The organism is Streptomyces sp. NBC_00433 (assembly GCA_036015235.1).
Lineage (GTDB): Bacteria > Actinomycetota > Actinomycetes > Streptomycetales > Streptomycetaceae > Actinacidiphila.
The window spans coordinates 7917166-7937836 of record CP107926.1; the positions used below are offsets into that span (position 1 = coordinate 7917166).

18 protein-coding genes are annotated in these 20671 nt (G+C 72.4%); 16 read left to right on the forward strand and 2 right to left on the reverse strand.

Annotated features, from left to right (window positions below):
- Nucleotides 1–13: 13 nt before the first annotated feature.
- Complete coding sequence (gene bldD / locus OG900_34290) at nt 14–514, reverse strand: transcriptional regulator BldD (GenBank protein WUH94722.1); 501 nt, start codon at nt 512–514, stop codon at nt 14–16.
- Between the two features lie 199 nt (nt 515–713).
- Between bldD and pyrR the strand changes: the two genes are divergently transcribed.
- The 14 genes from pyrR (at nt 714) to OG900_34360 (ending at nt 17941) form a co-directional block, all read left to right on the forward strand.
- Nucleotides 714–1301 (forward strand): bifunctional pyr operon transcriptional regulator/uracil phosphoribosyltransferase PyrR, encoded by a 588-nt coding sequence (gene pyrR / locus OG900_34295; GenBank protein ID WUH96021.1) that lies wholly within the window; start codon nt 714–716, stop codon nt 1299–1301.
- A 91-nt stretch (nt 1302–1392) separates the two neighbouring features.
- Nucleotides 1393–2376 carry an aspartate carbamoyltransferase catalytic subunit gene (locus OG900_34300; GenBank protein ID WUH94723.1) on the forward strand — a complete coding sequence of 328 codons (984 nt, stop codon included), beginning with the start codon at nt 1393–1395 and terminating at the stop codon, nt 2374–2376.
- A 2-nt stretch (nt 2377–2378) separates the two neighbouring features.
- Nucleotides 2379–3665, forward strand: a complete 1287-nt coding sequence (locus OG900_34305; protein ID WUH94724.1) for a dihydroorotase — start codon at nt 2379–2381, stop codon at nt 3663–3665.
- Nucleotides 3662–4294 carry a hypothetical protein gene (locus OG900_34310; GenBank protein ID WUH94725.1) on the forward strand — a complete coding sequence of 211 codons (633 nt, stop codon included), beginning with the start codon at nt 3662–3664 and terminating at the stop codon, nt 4292–4294. Before OG900_34305 ends, OG900_34310 begins: the two co-directional genes overlap by 4 nt.
- On the forward strand, nt 4291–5424 hold the full coding sequence (carA, locus tag OG900_34315) for a glutamine-hydrolyzing carbamoyl-phosphate synthase small subunit (GenBank protein ID WUH94726.1): 1134 nt from the start codon (nt 4291–4293) through the stop codon (nt 5422–5424). Before OG900_34310 ends, carA begins: the two co-directional genes overlap by 4 nt.
- Nucleotides 5417–8728 carry a carbamoyl-phosphate synthase large subunit gene (gene carB / locus OG900_34320; protein ID WUH94727.1) on the forward strand — a complete coding sequence of 1104 codons (3312 nt, stop codon included), beginning with the start codon at nt 5417–5419 and terminating at the stop codon, nt 8726–8728. Before carA ends, carB begins: the two co-directional genes overlap by 8 nt.
- A gap of 380 nt (nt 8729–9108) precedes the next feature.
- Nucleotides 9109–10218, forward strand: a complete 1110-nt coding sequence (locus OG900_34325) for a quinone-dependent dihydroorotate dehydrogenase (GenBank protein ID WUH94728.1) — start codon at nt 9109–9111, stop codon at nt 10216–10218.
- Nucleotides 10215–11063 carry an orotidine-5'-phosphate decarboxylase gene (pyrF, locus tag OG900_34330; GenBank protein WUH94729.1) on the forward strand — a complete coding sequence of 283 codons (849 nt, stop codon included), beginning with the start codon at nt 10215–10217 and terminating at the stop codon, nt 11061–11063. The genes OG900_34325 and pyrF overlap by 4 nt, the downstream gene beginning before the upstream one ends.
- A gap of 323 nt (nt 11064–11386) precedes the next feature.
- Nucleotides 11387–11710 (forward strand): integration host factor, encoded by a 324-nt coding sequence (locus OG900_34335; protein WUH94730.1) that lies wholly within the window; start codon nt 11387–11389, stop codon nt 11708–11710.
- A 37-nt stretch (nt 11711–11747) separates the two neighbouring features.
- Nucleotides 11748–12371 carry a guanylate kinase gene (gene gmk / locus OG900_34340; GenBank protein WUH94731.1) on the forward strand — a complete coding sequence of 208 codons (624 nt, stop codon included), beginning with the start codon at nt 11748–11750 and terminating at the stop codon, nt 12369–12371.
- Between the two features lie 69 nt (nt 12372–12440).
- A complete protein-coding gene (rpoZ, locus tag OG900_34345) occupies nt 12441–12713 on the forward strand; it encodes a DNA-directed RNA polymerase subunit omega (protein ID WUH94732.1) in 273 nt (90 codons plus the stop codon).
- A gap of 135 nt (nt 12714–12848) precedes the next feature.
- Nucleotides 12849–14123, forward strand: a complete 1275-nt coding sequence (gene coaBC, locus OG900_34350; GenBank protein ID WUH94733.1) for a bifunctional phosphopantothenoylcysteine decarboxylase/phosphopantothenate--cysteine ligase CoaBC — start codon at nt 12849–12851, stop codon at nt 14121–14123.
- Nucleotides 14124–14335: 212 nt separating this feature from the next.
- Nucleotides 14336–15556, forward strand: coding sequence for a methionine adenosyltransferase (gene metK, locus OG900_34355; protein WUH94734.1), 1221 nt, complete (start codon nt 14336–14338; stop codon nt 15554–15556).
- A gap of 321 nt (nt 15557–15877) precedes the next feature.
- Entirely contained in the window at nt 15878–17941 is a 2064-nt protein-coding gene (locus OG900_34360) for a primosomal protein N' (protein WUH94735.1), read from the forward strand.
- Nucleotides 17942–18510: 569 nt separating this feature from the next.
- Here OG900_34360 and OG900_34365 read toward each other — a convergent pair.
- On the reverse strand, nt 18511–18963 hold the full coding sequence (locus tag OG900_34365) for a hypothetical protein (GenBank protein ID WUH94736.1): 453 nt from the start codon (nt 18961–18963) through the stop codon (nt 18511–18513).
- A gap of 161 nt (nt 18964–19124) precedes the next feature.
- On the opposite strand from OG900_34365, the gene def reads away from it, so the two are divergent.
- Together def and fmt are read left to right on the forward strand one after the other, a co-directional pair.
- Nucleotides 19125–19670, forward strand: a complete 546-nt coding sequence (gene def / locus OG900_34370) for a peptide deformylase (GenBank protein ID WUH94737.1) — start codon at nt 19125–19127, stop codon at nt 19668–19670.
- 31 nt (nt 19671–19701) lie between these two features.
- Entirely contained in the window at nt 19702–20634 is a 933-nt protein-coding gene (fmt, locus tag OG900_34375; protein WUH94738.1) for a methionyl-tRNA formyltransferase, read from the forward strand.
- Nucleotides 20635–20671 lie beyond the last annotated feature (37 nt).

Consider the following 20671-nt stretch of genomic DNA (forward strand, 5'->3'; position numbering starts at 1 on the left):
AAAAAGCGGAACGCTAGTTGTCGTCGTGCTGGACGGCCCGCCTGGCGTCGGCGTCGAGGACGCCCCACCCGATGAGCTGCTCGGTCAGGACCGACGGCGACTGGTCGTAGATCACGGCCAGCGTCCGAAGATCGTCCTGCCGAATCGACAGCACCTTCCCGTTGTAGTCGCCGCGCTGGCTCTGAATCGTGGCCGCGTAACGCTGCAGCGGCCCGGCCTTCTCCGGCGGGACCTGGGAGAGGCGCTCAAGGTCGAGCACGAGCTTCGGCGGCGGCTCAGCGGCCCCGCCGGGGGTCGTGCCCGGCAGCAGTTCCTGAACGGGCACGCCGTAGAAGTCGGCTAGCTCGGCGAGGCGCTGCACGGTCACGGCACGGTCGCCGCGCTCGTACGACCCCACGACCACTGCCTTCCAGCGGCCCTGGGACTTCTCCTCGACACCGTGCAGAGAAAGGCCCTGCTGCGTGCGGATGGCGCGGAGCTTGGCTCCGAGCTGTTTGGCGTAATCGCTGGACATATGGCTCCCCGGACGGAAACTCGGTGACTCACTGTGAGGTTACGCAGCGTAATCCGTGCTCGTCAAGCCGAAAGGGTCCGACCGGTCCCTGACCTGCGTGGTCTGTGTCACCTGATACCGTGATGCCGTACGCCCGACGTCCTTTAACACCGTCCCGTGAGGCGGGGAAGGAGGTCCCCGACCCATGGTCGACGACCGCATGACAGCAGGACCGCAGGACCGCCCGGTGCTCGAAGCGCCCGACATCGCCCGGGTCCTGACCCGTATCGCCCACGAGATCGTCGAGCGCGCCAAGGGCGCCGACGACGTGGTGCTGCTGGGCATCCCCACCCGAGGGGTGTTCCTGGCCCGCCGGCTCGCCGGCAAGCTCGCCGAGATCACCGGCCGCGAGGCCGCCGTCGGCTCGCTCGACACCACCATGTACCGCGACGACCTGCGGCTGCACCCGCCGCGGGCGCTGGCGGCCACCGACATCCCCGGCGACGGCATCGACGGCCGGCTCGTCGTCCTGGTGGACGACGTCCTGTTCTCCGGCCGCACCATCCGCGCCGCCCTGGACGCGCTCAACGACATCGGCCGCCCCCGCGCGGTGCAGCTCGCCGTGCTGGTCGACCGCGGTCACCGCGAGCTGCCGATCAGGGCCGACTACGTCGGCAAGAACCTCCCGACCTCGCAGCGCGAGACCGTCAGGGTCCTGCTCGCCGAGCACGACGGGCGCGACAGCGTCCTGCTCGGCCAGCGCGAGCCCGGCGCGGGCGCGCGCACCGGCAGGGCCGCGGACGAGTAGCTCCGCCGTGCCACGACCCCGGCCAGGGGTCCCGCGCGCCCGCATGCCCGCTCGCCGCCCCGCCAGGCCCCCAGCACCCCCGGAGACCCCGATGAAGCGCCACCTGATCTCGGCCGCCGACCTCACCCGTGACGACGCCCTGCTGATCCTCGACACCGCCGAGGAGATGGCCCGCGTCGCCGACCGGCCGATCAAGAAACTCCCGACCCTGCGCGGCCGTACCGTCGTCAACCTGTTCTTCGAGGACTCGACGCGGACCCGTATCTCCTTCGAGGCGGCCGCCAAGCGGCTGTCCGCCGATGTGATCAACTTCTCGGCCAAGGGCTCCTCGGTGTCCAAGGGCGAGTCCCTCAAGGACACCGCGCTGACCCTGGAGGCGATGGGCGCCGACGCCGTCGTCATCCGGCACCACTCCTCCGGCGCCCCGCACCGCCTGGCGACCTCCGACTGGATCAACGCCTCGGTCGTCAACGCCGGCGACGGCACCCACGAGCACCCCACCCAGGCCCTGCTCGACGCCTTCACCATGCGCCGCCGGCTGTCCGGTGTCGGCCGCGACCTGGAGGGCCGCCGGGTCACCGTCGTCGGCGACATCCTGCACAGCAGGGTCGCCCGCTCCAACGTCCATCTGCTGACCACCCTGGGCGCCAGGGTCACCCTGGTGGCGCCGCCGACGCTGCTGCCGATCGGCGTCGAGACCTGGCCCTGCGAGGTGTCGTACGACCTCGACGCGGTGCTCGCGAAGTCCGACGCCGTGATGATGCTGCGCGTGCAGCGGGAGCGGATGAACGCCGCCTATTTCCCCACCGAGCGCGAGTACGCCCGCCGCTACGGCCTGGACGGCCTGCGGATGGCGGCGCTGCCCGAGCACGCCATCGTGATGCACCCCGGGCCGATGAACCGCGGCATGGAGATCACCGCCGAGGTCGCCGACTCCCCGCGCTGCACCGCGGTCGAGCAGGTCGCCAACGGCGTCAGCACCCGGATGGCGGTGCTCTACCTGCTGCTGGGCGGCTCCGAGCCGGCCATCAGCACCGACCGATCCGACAGCGCCCGCACCGAGGAGAGCAAGTAACCATGAGCGAGATCCTGATCCGCGGGGCGAAGATCCTCGGCGGCGCCGTCCAGGACGTGCTGATCGGCGGCGAGACCGTCACCGCGGTGGGCGCGGCCCTCGAAGCACCCGGCGCCACCGTCGTCGAGGCCGCGGGACACATCCTGCTGCCCGGCCTGGTCGACCTGCACACCCACCTGCGCGAGCCCGGCCGCGAGGACTCCGAGACCGTGCTGACCGGCACCCGCGCCGCCGCCGCGGGCGGCTACACCGCCGTGCACGCCATGGCCAACACCTTCCCGGTCGCCGACACCGCGGGCGTGGTCGAGCAGGTCTGGCGGCTCGGCAAGGAGTCCGGCTACTGCGACGTGCAGCCGGTCGGCGCCGTCACCGTCGGCCTGGAGGGCAGGCAGCTCGCCGAACTGGGCGCGATGGCCGACTCCGCCGCCCAGGTGCGGGTCTTCTCCGACGACGGCAAGTGCGTCGACGACGCCGTCATCATGCGCAGGGCGCTGGAATACGTGAAGGCCTTCGACGGCGTCGTCGCCCAGCACGCCCAGGAGCCGCGGCTCACCGAGGGCGCCCAGATGAACGAGGGCACCGTCTCCGGCGAGCTGGGCCTGACCGGCTGGCCCGCGGTCGCCGAGGAGTCGGTCATCGCCCGCGACGTCCTGCTGGCCGCCCACGTCGGCTCCCGGGTGCACATCTGCCATCTGTCCACCGCGGGCTCCGTCGAGATCGTCCGCTGGGCCAAGTCCAAGGGCTGGGACGTCACCGCCGAGGTCACCCCGCACCACCTGCTGCTGACCGACGAGCTGGTCCGCTCCTACAACCCGGTCTACAAGGTCAACCCGCCGCTGCGCACCGAGGCCGACGTCTTGGCCCTGCGCGAAGCGCTCGCCGACGGCACCATCGACTGCGTCGCGACCGACCACGCCCCGCACCCGCACGAGGACAAGGACTGCGAGTGGGCCGCGGCCGCCATGGGCATGGTCGGCCTGGAGACCGCGCTGTCGGTGGTCCAGCACACCATGGTCGACACCGGCCTGCTGGACTGGGCGGGCGTCGCCGACCGGATGTCGGCCCGCCCCGCCGCCATCGGCCGGCTCGCCGGGCACGGCCGCCCGGTCGCCGTAGGCGAGCCCGCGAATCTGGTGCTGCTCGATCCCGCATACCGTGGGGTGGTCAATCCCGCGGGCTTCGCCTCCCGCAGCCGCAACACCCCCTACGAGGGCCGCGAGCTGCCGGGCCGCGTCGTCGCCACCTTCCTGCGGGGCCGCGCCACGGTCATGGACGGGAAGCTCGCATGACACCTGCCACGCAGCTCGCCACCGCACTCGCCGCCGCACAGGACGGCGGGAAGCACTCGGCGAAGGTCACCGACTGGACCGACAGGATCGGCTGGATCGTCGGCCTGCTCCTGGTCATCGGCCTGGTCTACTGGCTGATGCGGCAGGGCTGGCAGTGGCGCCGCACCCTCCAGGGCGGCCTGCCCGACCTCCCGCAGGCACCGCAGGCCGCCGGCGAGCCCCTGCTGTCGGCGGAAGGCCGCTACCACGGCAGCACCACCGCCGGGCAGTGGCTGGACCGGATCGTCGCCCACGGCCTCGGTGTACGCAGCCGGGCCGCGCTCACCCTCACCGCCGAGGGCCTGGACGTGGACCGCACCGGCGCCCCCGGCTTCTTCGTCCCCGCCGCCGCCCTGCGCGGCGCCCGGCTCGACAAGGGCATCGCGGGCAAGGTGCTCACCGAGGGCGGCCTGCTGGTCGTCACCTGGGAGCACGGCGGCACCCTCATCGACTCCGGCTTCCGCTCCGACCGTGCCGCGGAGCACCCGGCCTGGGCCGAGCAGATCAACCGGCTCAGTGGCGACAGCGTCGTCGTCTTCACCGACACCAGGCCGGGCACCAGGCAACACGAGAAGGAAGGCGCACAATGACGACCTCCGCCCGGGCGGCCACCGCACCCGCCGTACTCGTCCTGGAGGACGGCCGCTCCTTCCGCGGCCGCGCCTACGGAGCGGTGGGGGAGACCTTCGGCGAGGCGGTCTTCTCCACCGGCATGACCGGCTACCAGGAGACCCTGACCGACCCCTCCTACCACCGCCAGGTGGTCGTCATGACCGCCCCGCACGTCGGCAACACCGGTGTCAACGACGAGGACCCCGAGTCGTCGCGCATCTGGGTGGCCGGCTACGTCGTACGCGACCCCGCGCGCGTGCCGTCCAACTGGCGCTCGCGGCGCTCGCTGGACGACGAGCTGACCGCGCAGGGCGTCGTCGGCATCAGCGGCATCGACACCCGCGCCCTGACCCGGCACCTGCGCGAACGCGGCGCGATGCGGGTCGGCATCTTCTCCGGCGCCGCGCTCGCCGACGAGGGCACCCTGCTCGCCCGGGTCAGGCAGGCCCCCGAGATGACCGGCGCCGACCTGGCGGGCGAGGTCGCCACCGGACAGCCTTACGTCGTCCCCGCCATCGGCGAGAAGCGCTTCACCGTCGCCGCGCTCGACCTCGGCATCAAGGGCATGACCCCGCACCGGATGGCGGAACGCGGCATCGAGGTGCACGTGCTGCCCGCCACCGCGACCGCCGAGGACGTCTACGCCGTCGCCCCCGACGGCGTCTTCCTGTCCAACGGCCCCGGCGACCCCGCCACCGCCGACCTGACCGTCATCCGCGAGGTGCTGGGCCGCGGGACCCCGCTGTTCGGCATCTGCTTCGGCAACCAGCTGCTCGGCCGGGCGCTCGGCTTCGGCACGTACAAGCTCAAGTACGGCCACCGCGGCATCAACCAGCCCGTGCAGGACCGCGCCACCGGCAAGGTCGAGGTCACCGCGCACAACCACGGCTTCGCCGTGGACGCCCCGCTCGACCGGGTCAGCGACACCCCCTTCGGGCGCGCCGAGGTCAGCCACGTCTGCCTCAACGACCAGGTGGTCGAAGGCCTGCGGCTGCTCGACCGGCCCGCCTTCAGCGTCCAGTACCACCCCGAGGCCGCCGCCGGCCCGCACGACGCCGCGTACCTGTTCGACCGCTTCACTCAGCTCATGGAGGCCCAGCGTGCCTAAGCGCACCGACATCCGGTCCGTTCTGGTCATCGGCTCGGGTCCGATCGTCATCGGCCAGGCCGCCGAGTTCGACTACTCCGGCACCCAGGCCTGCCGGGTCCTGAAGTCCGAGGGCCTGCGGGTGATCCTGGTCAACTCCAACCCGGCCACGATCATGACCGACCCGGAGATCGCCGACGCCACCTACATCGAGCCGATCACCCCGGAATACGTCGCCAAGATCATCGCCAAGGAGCGCCCCGACGCCCTGCTGCCCACCCTCGGCGGCCAGACCGCGCTCAACACCGCGATCTCGCTGCACGAGGACGGCACCCTGGCCGAATACGGCGTCGAGCTGATCGGCGCCAACGTCGAGGCCATCAACAAGGGCGAGGACCGCGAGCTGTTCAAGGGCGTGGTCGAGGCGGTCCGCGCGAAGATCGGCCACGGCGAGTCCGCCCGCTCGGTGATCTGCCACTCCATGGACGACGTGCTAGCCGGCGTCGGCACCCTCGGCGGCTACCCCGTCGTGGTCCGCCCCTCCTTCACCATGGGCGGCGCCGGCTCCGGCTTCGCCCACGACGAGGAGGAGCTGCGCCGCATCGCCGGCCAGGGCCTGACCCTCTCGCCGACCACCGAGGTGCTCCTGGAGGAGTCCATCCTCGGCTGGAAGGAGTACGAGCTGGAGCTGATGCGCGACAGGCACGACAACGTCGTGGTCGTCTGCTCCATCGAGAACTTCGACCCGATGGGCGTCCACACCGGCGACTCCATCACCGTCGCCCCGGCGATGACCCTCACCGACCGCGAGTACCAGACGCTGCGCGACATCGGCATCGCCGTGATCCGCGAGGTCGGCGTCGACACCGGCGGCTGCAACATCCAGTTCGCCGTCAACCCCGAGGACGGCCGGGTCATCGTCATCGAGATGAACCCCCGTGTCTCCCGCTCCTCGGCGCTGGCGTCCAAGGCCACCGGCTTCCCGATCGCCAAGATCGCCGCCAGGCTCGCCGTCGGCTACACCCTGGACGAGATCCCCAACGACATCACCGAGAAGACCCCGGCGTCCTTCGAGCCGACCCTCGACTACGTGGTCGTGAAGGTGCCGCGGTTCGCCTTCGAGAAATTCCCGGCCGCCGACTCCACGCTGACCACCACCATGAAGTCCGTCGGCGAGGCCATGGCCATCGGCCGCAACTTCACCGAGGCGCTCAACAAGGCGCTGCGCTCGCTGGAGAAGAAGGGCTCGCAGTTCGACTTCACCGGCGAGCCCGGCGACAAGGACGAGCTGCTGGCGCTGGCCGGCATCCCCACCGACGGCCGGATCAACACCGTGATGGCCGCGATCAGGGCGGGCGCCACCCAGGACGAGGTCTTCACCGCCACCCGGATCGACCCCTGGTTCGTCGACCAGCTCTTCCTCATCCACGAGCACGCCGAGGCGCTCGCCGCGGCCGACCGGCTCGACCCCGAACTGCTCGCCGACGCCAAGCGGCACGGCTTCTCCGACGCCCAGATCGCCGCGATCCGCGGCCTGCGCGAGGACGTCATCCGCGAGGTGCGGCACGCGCTGGGCATCCGCCCGGTCTACAAGACCGTCGACACCTGCGCCGCCGAATTCGCCGCCGACACCCCGTACTTCTACTCGTCCTACGACGAGGAGAGCGAGGTCGCGCCCCGGACGAAACCGGCCGTGATCATCCTCGGCTCAGGACCCAACAGGATCGGCCAGGGCATCGAGTTCGACTACTCGTGTGTGCACGCCTCCTTCGCGCTGCACGACGCCGGGTACGAGACCGTGATGGTCAACTGCAATCCCGAGACCGTCTCCACCGACTACGACACCTCCGATCGGCTCTACTTCGAGCCGCTCACCCTGGAGGACGTCCTGGAGATCGTGCACGCCGAGACCCAGGCCGGACCCGTGGCCGGCGTCATCGTCCAGCTCGGCGGCCAGACCCCGCTCGGCCTGGCGCAGGCGCTCAAGGACAACGGAGTGCCCGTCGTCGGCACCTCGCCCGAGGCCATCCACCTCGCCGAGGACCGCGGCGCCTTCGGCCGGGTGCTCGCCGAGGCGGGCCTGCCCGCCCCCAAGCACGGCACCGCCACGTCCTTCCCCGGCGCCAAGGCCATCGCCGACGAGATCGGCTACCCCGTCCTGGTCCGGCCCTCGTACGTGCTCGGCGGCCGCGGCATGGAGATCGTCTACGACGAGACCCGCCTGGCGTCGTACATCGCGGAGTCCACCGAGATCGGCGCCGACCGCCCGGTCCTGGTCGACCGCTTCCTCGACGACGCCATCGAGATCGACGTCGACGCCCTCTACGACGGCCACGAGCTTTACCTCGGCGGCGTCATGGAGCACATCGAGGAAGCCGGCATCCACTCCGGCGACTCGGCCTGCGCCCTGCCGCCCATCACGCTCGGCGGCCACGACATCAAGCGGCTGCGCACCTCGACGGAGGCCATCGCCAAGGGCGTCGGCGTCCAAGGCCTGATCAACATCCAGTTCGCGCTCGCCGGGGACATCCTCTACGTGCTGGAGGCCAACCCGCGCGCGTCCCGTACCGTCCCCTTCACCTCCAAGGCGACCGCGGTGCCGCTCGCCAAGGCCGCGGCCCGCATCTCGCTCGGCGCCACCGTGGCCGAACTGCGCGCCGAGGGCATGCTGCCCGCCACCGGCGACGGCGGCACCCTGCCGCTGGACGCGCCGATCTCGGTCAAGGAGGCCGTACTCCCCTGGAGCCGCTTCCGCGACGTCCAGGGCCGCGGCGTCGACACCATCCTCGGCCCGGAGATGCGCTCCACCGGCGAGGTCATGGGCATCGACGCGGTCTTCGGCACCGCCTACGCCAAGTCCCAGGCCGGCGCGTACGGTGCGCTGCCCACCAAGGGCCGCGCCTTCATCTCGGTCGCCAACCGCGACAAGCGCGCGCTGATCTTCCCGGCCCGCGCGCTGATCGAGCACGGCTTCGAACTGCTGGCCACCTCGGGCACCGCGGAGGTCCTGCGGCGCAACGGCATCCAGGCCCGAGCTGTGCGCAAGCAGTCGGAGGGCGTCGGTCCAGCCGGCGAGCCGACGATCGTGACCCTCATCCACGAGGGCGAGGTCGACCTCATCGTCAACACCCCGTTCGGCACGGGGGGTCGCCTCGACGGCTACGACATCCGCACCGCCGCGGTTTCCCGCGGCATCCCCTGCCTCACCACGGTCCAGGCCCTCGCCGCCGCTGTCCAGGGCATCGACGCCCTGACCAGTGGCGACATCGGCGTCTGCTCCTTGCAGGACCACGCCAGCCGCCTGACGGCGAGCCGGAACGAATAAGCGCACCCGGGTGCCCCCGTCCCCGCGGCGGGGCCCGCGGCTCCCCTCCGGCGAGGGGGCGCCCCTCCGCCGGGCGCGGTGGGTGTGCGGCTCCTCTTCGGCAAGGGGGTGCCCCTCAGGGGCGCGGGGAACTGCGCGCTCGGCCGTCCACAGGCCGGTGGTCCGGATCGAACCGAACAGCCCCTTTCGGACGGTGGCGACCCGCGCGCGGTCGGTGGCTGGTCGCGCAGTTCCCCGCGCCCCTGGTGGGCACCCCCTTCCCGGAGGGGAACCGCACGAAGCCCCCCGCCAGGGGAAGGGCGCTCACCTGGGTAGGGGTGACCGCCCCGGAGGGGGACCGCGCGTCCCGGACGGGCGCAACGGACGAGACAAGGCGAGGCATGTACCACCTGTTCTTTCGGCTGGTCTTCCGGCGGATGGACGCCGAAAAGGCGCACCACCTGGCCTTCAGATGGATCCGACTCGTCGCGAGGGTCCCTGTGTTGCGAGCACTCGTGAGTGCCGTATCGGCCCCGCGCAACCCCGCCCTGCGGACCGTGGCGTTCGGGCGGGAGATGCCCGGCCCCTTCGGCCTGGCCGCCGGCTTCGACAAGAACGCCGTCGCCATCGACGGCATGGCGATGCTCGGGTTCGACCACGTCGAGATCGGCACCGTGACCGCACGGCAGCAGTCGGGCAACCCGACCCCGCGGCTCTTCCGGCTGGTGGGGGACCGGGCGCTGATCAACAGGATGGGCTTCAACAACGACGGCTCCACGGCGGTCGCGGCGAGGCTCGCCGCGCGGCGCACCGTCTTCCCGACGACCGTCGGCGTCAACATCGGCAAGACGAAGGTCGTCCCCGAGGGTGAGGCCGTACAGGATTACGTCACCTCAGCCGAGCGGCTCGCGCGTTATGCCGACTACCTGGTCGTGAACGTGTCGTCGCCCAACACCCCGGGGCTGCGCGACCTGCAGGCCACCGAGGCGCTGCGGCCGCTGCTCGCGGCCGTACGGGAGGCCGCCGACGGCGCGGCAGACGGCCGCCGCGTGCCGCTGCTGGTGAAGATCGCGCCCGACCTCGCCGACGCGGACGTGGACGCGGTCGCCGACCTCGCCGTGGAGCTGGGGCTCGACGGCATCATCGCCACGAACACCACGATCGCCCGCGAGGGCCTCGGCCTCACCTCGGACCCGGCGGTGGTCGCGCAGGGCGGCGGGCTGTCGGGGGCGCCGCTGGCGGACCGCTCGCTTGAGGTGCTGCGGCGGCTGTACGCCCGGGTGGGCGACCGGATCACGCTGGTCGGTGTCGGCGGTGTCACGACCGCCGAGGACGCCTGGCAGCGCATCCTCGCCGGTGCCACCCTCGTACAGGGATACAGCGCCTTCATCTACCAGGGACCGCTGTGGATGCGGGCGGTCCACAAGGGCCTGGCCGCCCGGCTGGCCGCGAGCCCCCACGCCACCCTCGCCGACGCGGTCGGCGCCGACACCAGGAAGGCCACCCCATGACGACCGAGCGGCAGGAAGACTTCGGTGTGCGGCTGCGCCGCGCCATGGACACCCGCGGACAGCTGTGTGTCGGCATCGACCCGCATGCCTCGCTGCTGGCCGACTGGGGCCTGGGCGACGGTGTGGACGGCCTTGAGCGCTTCACCATGACCGTGGTGGAGGCGCTGGGGGAGCAGGTCGCGGTCTTCAAGCCGCAGTCCGCGTTCTTCGAGCGCTTCGGCTCGCGCGGTGTCGCCGTGCTGGAGCGGGCGGTGGTGGCCGCGCGGCAGGCGGGCGCGCTGGTGCTGATGGACGCCAAGCGCGGCGACATCGGCTCGACCATGGCCGCGTACGCCGCCACGTATCTGGACAAGGACTCGCCGCTGTTCAGCGACGCGCTCACCGTCAGCCCCTACCTCGGCTTCGGCTCGCTGCGGCCCGCGCTGGACGCGGCGCGGGTCTCCGGCTCCGGCGTCTTCGTGCTGGCGCTGACCTCGAACCCGGAGGGCGCGCAGGTGCAGCGGGCGACGGTGGGCGACGGCCGGACGGTCGCGCAGCTGATGCTGGACGACATCAGGGCGGAGAACGCCGGCGCGGCCCCGCTGGGCTCGGTCGGCGCGGTGGTCGGCGCGACGCTGGGCGAGGCGGGCGTGGACCTGGCGGTCAACGGCCCGCTGCTGGCCCCCGGCGTCGGCGCCCAGGGCGCGACGCCCGCGGACCTGCCCGGGGTCTTCGGGGCGGCGCTGGGCAATGTCCTGCCGAGTGTGAGCCGCGGTGTGCTCAGGCACGGTCCCGACGCGGCCGCGCTGCGTGCCGCCGCGCTGCGATACGCGGACGAGGTGCGCGCCGCCGTGGAAGGCGCCTGAAGGCGATCTTCGGAAGGCCTCAAGGGCGGGGCAATAGTGCGGTAATACCCTCCGGTAATACGGTTGAATTTCGAACCTAGAAAGGGCCGCTTTCAACCACCTGCGGCATTGGGCCAGCGACCTGTTCCGCTTTGTCCCAAATATCCCCTCGGATCAAGGCTGACCAGGACTTTTCGACTGTTCTCGCTGACTTGAGCCGTCCGGACCGCTAGTCTCCGACAGGAGCGCGCAGTTCACCCGCGCGGCTCTTCATCCCGCAGGTGCGGGGTGAGTGTGTTTCACACGGTCCATATCCGATGCTCTACATCCGAGGTGACGTAGGCGTGGCACTTCCGCCCCTTACCCCTGAACAGCGCGCTGCCGCGCTCGAAAAGGCCGCCGCGGCTCGCCGGGAGCGCGCCGAGGTCAAGAACCGGCTCAAGCACTCCGGCGCCTCCCTTCACGAGGTCATCAAGCAAGGCCAGGAGAACGACGTCATCGGCAAGATGAAGGTCTCCGCCCTGCTCGAATCCCTCCCCGGTGTCGGGAAAGTGCGCGCCAAGCAGATCATGGAACGGCTCGGCATCTCCGAGAGCCGCCGAGTGCGCGGTCTTGGCTCGAACCAGATCGCATCCCTGGAGCGCGAGTTCGGCGGCACCCCCGCCTGAGGTCCCGGCTCCTCCGGGAACCAGGGATAATCGCTCCATGAGCTATGCAGTCTCCCGGGGGGCAACGCGCCCCCTCGCTTCGCAGGGGGTCGCCCCGACCCCCCCGGTCAGACGTCCGCGGCTGACCGTGCTCTCCGGCCCCTCGGGGGTCGGCAAGAGCACGGTCGTCGCGCATCTGCGCACGGTGCATCCCGAGGTCTGGCTCTCGGTGTCGGCGACCACCCGCAAACCGCGCCCCGGCGAACAGCACGGTGTGCAGTATTTCTTCGTCGACGACGACGAGTTCGACAAACTCGTCGCGAACGGCGAACTCCTGGAGTGGGCCGAATTCGCCGGCCACCGTTACGGCACACCCCGCCGGGCGGTGCTCGACAAGCTCGGCGCGGGCGAGCCGGTGCTGCTGGAGATCGACCTCCAGGGCGCCCGGCTGGTCCGGGAGTCGATGCCTGACGCCCACCTGATCTTCCTCGCCCCGCCCAGCTGGGACGAGCTGGTCCGCCGGCTCACCGGGCGCGGTACCGAGTCGCCCGAGGTCATCGAGCGGCGGCTGGCCGCCGCCCGCGTCGAACTGGCCGCCGAGTCCGAGTTCGACCGGACCCTTGTCAACACCTCCGTCGAGGATGTAGCGCGTGAGCTGCTAGCCTTGATGCAGATTGTCTGAACGGTCTTTGTGTTCGTCCCCGCCGGCCTTCGTCGGCAGGCACCATCAATCAGTAGGGGTAGGTAGAGCGTGTCCTCTTCCATCACCACGCCCGAGGGCATCATCAACCCGCCGATCGACGAGCTGCTCGAAGCAACCGACTCCAAGTACAGCCTGGTGATCTACGCGGCCAAGCGCGCCCGCCAGATCAACGCGTACTACTCCCAGCTCGGCGAAGGCCTGCTGGAATACGTCGGTCCCCTCGTGGACACCCACGTCCACGAGAAGCCGCTCTCGATCGCACTGCGCGAGATCAACGCGGGTCTGCTGACCTCGGAGGCCGTGGACGCCCCCGCGCACTGAGCGCTCGTACGACATTTCACAGGCCCGGCGGCGCGACCGCCGGGCCTGTGGTGTGTCATGGAACGAGTGGATTCGACGAGCGGTTCCGACGAGTGGATCCGACGAGCGGTTCCTTCGACACCGGCGGGAGAGACGATGACGCGCGAGGCCGACGAGGGGCGCACGGCGGGCGGCAGGCCACGGCCACGGGTGGTGCTCGGGGTGGGCGGCGGCATCGCCGCCTACAAGGCCTGCGAGCTGCTGCGCCGGCTCAGTGAGTCCGGGCACGACGTCACGGTGGTGCCGACCGCGTCCGCCCTGCACTTCGTCGGCGAGGCCACCTGGTCCGCGCTGTCCGGCAACCCCGTCTCCACCCGGGTCTGGGACGGCGTCCACGAGGTGCCACACGTCAGGATCGGCCAGCACGCCGACCTGGTGGTGGTCGCACCCGCCACCGCCGACCTGCTCGCCAGGGCCGCCCACGGCCTGGCCGACGACCTGCTCACCAACACCCTGCTCACCGCGCGCTGCCCGGTCGTCTTCGCGCCCGCCATGCACACCGAGATGTGGGAGCACCCCGCCACACAGGAGAATGTCGCGACCCTGCGCCGCCGTGGCGCCGTCGTGATCGAGCCCGCGGTCGGCCGGCTCACCGGCGTCGACACCGGCAAGGGGCGGCTGCCCGACCCCGCGGAGATCTTCGAGGTGTGCCGCCGCGTGGCGGCCCGCGGCACCCTGCCGCGCGACCTGGCCGGACGCCATGTGGTGGTCAGCGCCGGCGGCACCAGGGAGCCGCTCGACCCGGTCCGCTTCCTCGGCAACCGCTCCTCGGGCAAGCAGGGCTACGCGCTGGCCCGTACCGCGGTCGCCCGCGGCGCCCGGGTGACGCTGGTCGCCGCCAACACCGCGCTGCCCGACCCGGCGGGCGCCGACGTGGTGCCGGTCGGCACCGCCGCCCAGTTGCGCGAGGCCGTGCTCAAGGCCGCGGGTGACGCCGACGTGGTCGTGATGGCCGCCGCCGTCGCCGACTTCAGGCCCGCCGCCTACGCCACCGCCAAGATCAAGAAGAAGGACGGCGAGGAGCCCGCGCCGATCGCGCTGACCCGCAACGCCGACATCCTCGCCGAGCTGTCCGCCGACCGGCCGCGTACCGGACAGCTGGTCGTCGGCTTCGCCGCCGAGACCGACGACGTCCTCGCCAACGGCCGCGCCAAGCTCGCCCGCAAGGGCTGCGACCTGCTGGTCGTCAACGAGGTGGGGGAGCGGCGGGCCTTCGGCAGCGAGGACAACGAGGCCGTGGTCCTCGGCGCCGACGGCAGCAGCACCGCGGTGCCCTTCGGCCCCAAGGAAGCGCTCGCCGACACGGTGTGGGACCTGGTCGCGGCCAGGCTGCCCGCCGGTGCGGAACGGGATTCGTCCGGCCGGGCGTAGTAAAACGGGCAATTCACCCGATAAGGTGTGATTGCAGGACCGATCGTCGTACTGCCGGACGCGGCGACGCGGGTGTTGGCATATCCAAGGAACGAGATGTCGTGCCCGTACGAGCGGCGCGACCGATAAACTGGCGGCGGAGTGCCGGGCGCAGCCCTGTGCGCACTCCGCCAAAGATTCAGCCAGCAGCCGCTGCAACCCCAGGGAGCGATGTGTCCCGCCGCCTCTTCACCTCGGAGTCCGTCACCGAGGGCCACCCCGACAAGATCGCTGACCAGATCAGCGACACGATCCTCGACGCACTCCTGACGGCCGACCCGACATCCCGGGTCGCCGTGGAGACGATGATCACGACCGGCCAGGTGCATATCGCGGGCGAGGTGACGACGACCGCCTACGCGGACATCGCCACCCTGGTGCGCAACAAGATCCTCGACATCGGGTACGACTCGTCCAAGAAGGGCTTCGACGGCGCCTCCTGCGGCGTCTCGGTGTCCATCGGCGCGCAGTCCCCCGACATCGCGCAGGGCGTCGACACCGCATACGAGAAGCGGGTCGAGGGCGCGGGCGACGGCGCCGACGACGACCTGGACAAGCAGGGCGCAGGCGACCAGGGCCTGATGTTCGGCTACGCCTCCGACGAGACGCCCGAGCTGATGCCGCTGCCGATCACCCTGGCCCACCGGCTCTCCAGGCGCCTCACCGAAGTCCGCAAGAACGGCACCATCCCGTATCTGCGCCCCGACGGAAAGACCCAGGTCACCATCGAGTACGACGGCGACAAGGCCGTCCGCCTCGACACCGTCGTGGTCTCCTCGCAGCACGCCTCCGACATCGACCTGGAGTCGCTGCTCGCCCCCGACATCCGCGAATTCGTGGTCGAGGTCGAGCTGAAGGCCCTCCTGGACGACGGCATCAAGCTCGACACCGAGGGCTACAAGCTGCTGGTCAACCCCACCGGGCGGTTCGAGATCGGCGGCCCGATGGGTGACGCCGGCCTCACCGGCCGGAAGATCATCATCGACACGTACGGCGGCATGGCCCGCCACGGTGGCGGCGCCTTCTCCGGCAAGGACCCGTCCAAGGTCGACCGCTCCGCCGCCTACGCGATGCGCTGGGTCGCCAAGAACGTGGTGGCGGCCGGCCTCGCCGCCCGCTGCGAGGTCCAGGTCGCCTACGCCATCGGAAAGGCCGAGCCCGTGGGCCTCTTCGTGGAGACCTTCGGCACGGAGAGTGTCGACGTCGAGAAGATCGAGCAGGCCATCTCCCAGGTCTTCGACCTGCGCCCGGCAGCGATCATCCGCGACCTCGACCTCCTGCGCCCGATCTACGCCCAGACGGCGGCCTACGGCCACTTCGGCCGTGAGCTTCCCGACTTCACCTGGGAGCGCAAGGACCGCGTCGACGCGCTTCGCTCGGCCGCGGGGCTCTGAAAATCTGAAGACGCGCTGAAGGCGTTCTGAAGCGGCGCTGTGACCCTCGCCACTCGCGGGAGGCCGCTCCCGCCCGGCGGCGCCGTCGCGGGTGTTCGCGCCGTTCCGCCCCCCGGAGCTTCATCCGGGGGGCGGAATCGTGTGCGCCTCGCGATGCGGGGAGTCACGGCGCGCTGAAGGCGTCGGGGTGCTGCGGCCCTCGCCTCGCGGGCTCCTGTTCCCGTCGGGCCGCGCTGTCGTGGGCCTTCGTGCCGTTCCCCCTCGGAGCCGGGGGCCAGCTGTGCGACCCTGCGTGTCCGACCCCTCTGGGAGAATCGGACGGTGACCGTCGAAGAACCCCCTGCGGCCGAGCAGCTCGCTCTGATCCGCGCCACCGCGCGAAAGGCCAAGCCGCGCACCTGGCGCGGAGCGCAGCTGGCCGAGGGGCTGCCGGTGGCCCGCGTCCTGGTGGACAAGGGGCTGCTGCACCTCGACCAGTTCTTCGACTACGCGGTGCCCGCCGCGATGGACGCCGACGCCCAGCCCGGCGTCAGGGTGCGCGTCCGCTTCGGCGCCCGGGTCGTCAAGGGGCGCCGCGAGGGCGGCACCCTCCACGACGGCTTCATCGTCGAGCGCCGCGCCGACAGCGACTACGCAGGACCGCTGGCCCCGCTGGCCCAGGTGCTCTCCGACGAGGTCGTGCTCACCCCCCCGCTGCTCGCCCTGTGCCGCCATGTCGCCGACCGCTATGCCGGCGCGCTCGCCGACGTCGTCCAGCTCGCCGTCCCGCCGCGGATGGCTCGCGCCGAGCGGGACCCCTCGCCCGAGCCGCTGCCCGCCCCCGCACCGCCCGAGCCCGGCAGCTGGGAGCGTTACACCACCGGCCCCGCCTACCTGCAAGCCCTCACCCGGGGCGACATCCCCCGGGCGGTCTGGCTCGCCCTGCCCGGCCCGCACTGGCCCGCCGAGCTGGCCCGCGCCATGGCCGCCACGCTCGCCTCCGGGCGCGGCGCCCTGGCCGTCCTCCCCGACGGGCGCTCCGTCGCCCGCGCCGACGCCGCACTCACCGACCTGCTCGGCCCCGGCCACCACGTGATGCTCACCGCCGACGCGGGACCCGAGGAGCGGTACCGCCGCTGGCTCGCCATCAGCCGCGGCGCCGTCCGCGCCGTCGTCGGCACCCGGGCGGCGATGTTCGCCCCCGTCGCCGACCTCGGCCTCGTCGCCCTCTGGGACGACGGCGACTCCAGCCACGCCGAGCCCCACGCACCCCAGCCGCACGCCAGGGACGTCCTGCTGCTGCGGGCCGCGGAAGAGCGCACCGCCTTCCTGCTCGGCGGCCTCACCAGCACCGTCGAGGGCGCGCAGCTCGTCGACAGCGGATGGGCGCTGCCACTGGCCGCCACCCGCGACGAGGTGCGGGCCGCGGCGCCGCTGATCCGCACCGTCGGCGACGCCGACCAGGCCAGGGACGCCGCCGCCCGCGCCGCCCGGCTGCCCTCGCTGGCCTGGCAGGTCACCCGCGACGCCCTCGCCGGCGGCCCGGTCCTCGTCCAGGTGCCCAGGCGGGGCTACGTACCCAAACTCGCCTGCGACTCCTGCCGTACGGCTGCCAGGTGCGCGGCCTGCGCGGGTCCGCTGGAGCTGCGCGAACAGGGCGGCACGCCCTCCTGCGGCTGGTGCGGGCGGCCCGCGGCCGACTGGCACTGCCAGGAGTGCGGGGGGTTCCGGCTGCGGGCCCAGGTGGTCGGGGCGCGGCGCACCGCCGAGGAGCTGGGCCGCGCCTTCCCCCGGGTGCCGGTGCGGACATCGGGCCGCGACACCGTCCTCGCCTCGGTCGGCGCCGCACCCGCGCTCGTCATCGCCACGCCCGGCGCGGAGCCCGTCGCCGACGGCCCCGGCTACGCCGCCGCGCTGCTGCTCGACGGCTGGGCCCTGCTGAACCGGCCCGACCTGCGGGCCGGCGAGGAGGCGCTGCGGCGCTGGGCCGCGGCAGCGGCGCTTGTGCGGCCGGCGGGGGAAGGCGGCACCGTGCTGGTGCTCGCCGAGCCGACGCTGCGGCCCGTGCAGGCGCTCGTCCGGTGGGATCCGGCCGGGCACGCCGTGCGGGAGCTGGCCGAGCGGGCGGAGCTGCGGTTTCCGCCGGTCTCGCGGATGGCGTCCGTCAGCGGGCCGGCCGGTGCGGTGGCCGAGCTGCTCGCGCTCGTGCGGTTGCCGCCGGGGACGGACCAGCTCGGGCCTGTGCCGGTGGCCGGGCCGGGTGGGGGGGAGCGGCTTCTGCTGCGGGTGGCGCCGGGGGGTGGGGGGGCGCTGGCGGCAGCGCTCAAGGCTGCGCAGGTTGCCAGGGCTGCGCGGGGGGGTGGCGAGCCGGTTGCCGTCCGGCTGGATCCGACGGATATCGGTTAGCTCGGTTTTGCCGGCCCGCCCGTTTGCCCGCCCTCCCCCATGGCTCCGCATGGGGGTACCCCCATCTCGCCCCGCCCGCCCGTGCGGGGGGTTGGTCGGGTGCGGGTGCCGGTGGTGGTCGTGTCGGTGCCGCTCCGGGGGTATCTCCTCGGACTGCGCACCTGAGCCCTTCCCGAACGTTCCAGCGGGAGTCGTGCGCAGTCCTGCGGGGACACCCCCGGATCGTCCCCTTCCCACCGCCGGCGTCTGCACATCCGTGGAGGGCTGGGGGTGAGGCCGGTCGGGGGCGCCGCCAACGGTGAGTCACCCCCAGCCGGACTCTTTGTACCGCCGCACTCCGTCACGCACGGACCTGCAGCCGCCGACGGTGGCGCGGGCCCGCAGGGAGGCCCGCAGACGACATCGATCTGTCACGGGCGAGCGAAGCGAGATGGGGTACCCCCATGCGGAGCCACGGGGGAGGGCGGGAAACACCCCGCGCCGTCAGGCGCGGGGACCACGCACGGGCGCGCAGCCGCCGACGGTGGTGGGCACCGGATCGGCACGGGCGCCGACGGGTAGTCGGGTGTTCAGCCGTTGCGAGGGCTGGGGAGGACGGGATCCGTCGGCATGGAGCGGGCCGCCGGCACGGTGGGAAGGGGCTGCTCCTCCCCCGAGGAGGAGGGGGGCGCGGCAGGCCGGCGGCCCCCGTAGCGGCGGTGGACCGCCTGTTTGGTCACCCCGAGTGCGGAGCCCACCGCGTCCCAGGAGAAGCCGAGCGAGCGGTCGAACTCGACCGCCGCGGTGACCAGGGTCTCCACACTGTCCCGGAGCTCCTGCGCGAGCCGCACCGTGGGGGCGGGCGCGCGGCCGTAGACCACGAAGCCGGCGGTGGGGCCGCTGCGCCGCGGCCGGTAGACGTTGCCCAGTTGAGCGGTGAGGGTCCGCAGCGCATCCACCTGCCGGCGGACCCTTTCGATGTCCCGCACGAGCAGGTGCAGACTTGCCCGCGCCTGGGCGTCAGGGGTTGCGTGGTCGGGCATCAACAGGCCTCTCCAACCGACGGTTATGGGTCAAACTCTCTTGACCAACGCGCCACCGGCCCTCGGAGTCACGCCCCGGGGGCGTGGAGCCGGGTGTGCACCTCCTGGTGCGGGCCGAACTAGAATCGGCATTCGTCCCCCGTCCGGCAGGAGAAGCGCCCGTGACCGTCAAGCCCATCCGCCTGTTCGGCGACCCGGTGCTGCGTCTGGCGGCGCAGCCGGTGACGACCTTCGACGCGGAATTGCGCACCCTGGTCAGGGACTTGACCGAGACGATGCAGGCCGCGCCGGGTGCGGGGCTGGCCGCGCCGCAGTTGGGGGTGTCGCTGCGGGTGTTCACGTATTTCGTGGACGGCGAGCTGGGGCATCTGATCAACCCGGACCTCACGTTGACCGAGGAGGAGCAGGACGGCCCCGAGGGCTGCCTGTCGCTGCCGGGGCTGACGTACGACTGCCGGCGGGCGTACGGCGTGGTCGCCCGCGGGGTCGACATGTGGGGCGAGCCGGTGGTCGTGGAGGGCACGCAGCGGCTGGCGCGCTGCATCCAGCACGAGACGGACCATCTGGACGGCATCATCTTCGTCGACCGGCTCGACCCCGAGCAGCGGGCGGCGGCGATGCTGGCGATCCGCGAGGCCGAGTGGGCGGGGGAGTCCGCGCCGCAGGTCAGGATCTCCCCGCACGGCACGTCAGGCCGTGCTCTGTGACACCGTCGAACCGAGAGGCACACCCCGCACGATGAAGCTCGTCTTCGCCGGCACCCCCGAGGTCGCCGTTCCCGCGCTCGACGCCCTGATCGCCTCCGGGCGGCACGAGGTGGCCGCCGTCGTGACCAGGCCGGACGCCACGGCGGGCCGCGGGCGCAAGCTCGTCGCCAGTCCCGTCGCCGAGCGGGCGGCCGCCGCCGGGATCGAGGTGCTCAAGCCGGCCAGGCCGCGGGACGAGGACTTCCTCGACCGGCTGCGGGAGATCGCCCCCGACTGCTGCCCGGTCGTCGCGTACGGCGCGCTGCTGCCGAAGGTCGCGCTGGACGTGCCCGCGCGGGGCTGGGTCAACCTGCACTTCTCGCTGCTGCCCGCCTGGCGCGGTGCCGCGCCGGTCCAGCACTCGGTGATGGCCGGTGACGAGGTCACCGGCGCCTCGACCTTCCTGATCGAGCAGGGGCTCGACTCCGGGCCGGTCTACGGGGTCGTCACCGAGGAGATCCGCGGCACCGACACCAGCGGTGACCTGCTGGGGCGGCTCGCGGTGAGCGGCGCCGGGCTGCTGGTCGCGACGATGGACGGCATCGAGGACGGCCGGCTGTCGGCCAGGCCGCAGCCCGCCGAGGGGATCACCCTCGCGCCCAAGATCACCGTCGAGGACGCCGCCGTCGACTGGTCGGCCCCCGCGCTGCGGGTCGACCGGCTGATCAGGGGCTGCACCCCGGCCCCCGGTGCGTGGACCCTCATCGGGGGTGAGCGCCTCAAGCTGGGCCCTGTCGCGCTGGTGCCGGACCGTACGGATCTGCGGCCCGGGGAGCTGGCCGTCGGGAAGAACGCGGTGCATGTCGGCACCGGGAGCCACGCGGTGCTGCTGGGCGAGGTCCAGCCGCAGGGCAAGAAGCGCATGCCAGCCGCCGACTGGTCCCGCGGCACCCACCTGCCCGCCGGTACGGTCCTCGGCGGTTGAGCCCCGCTTGCGTGCCGCGTTGCCGTCAGCCGATGAC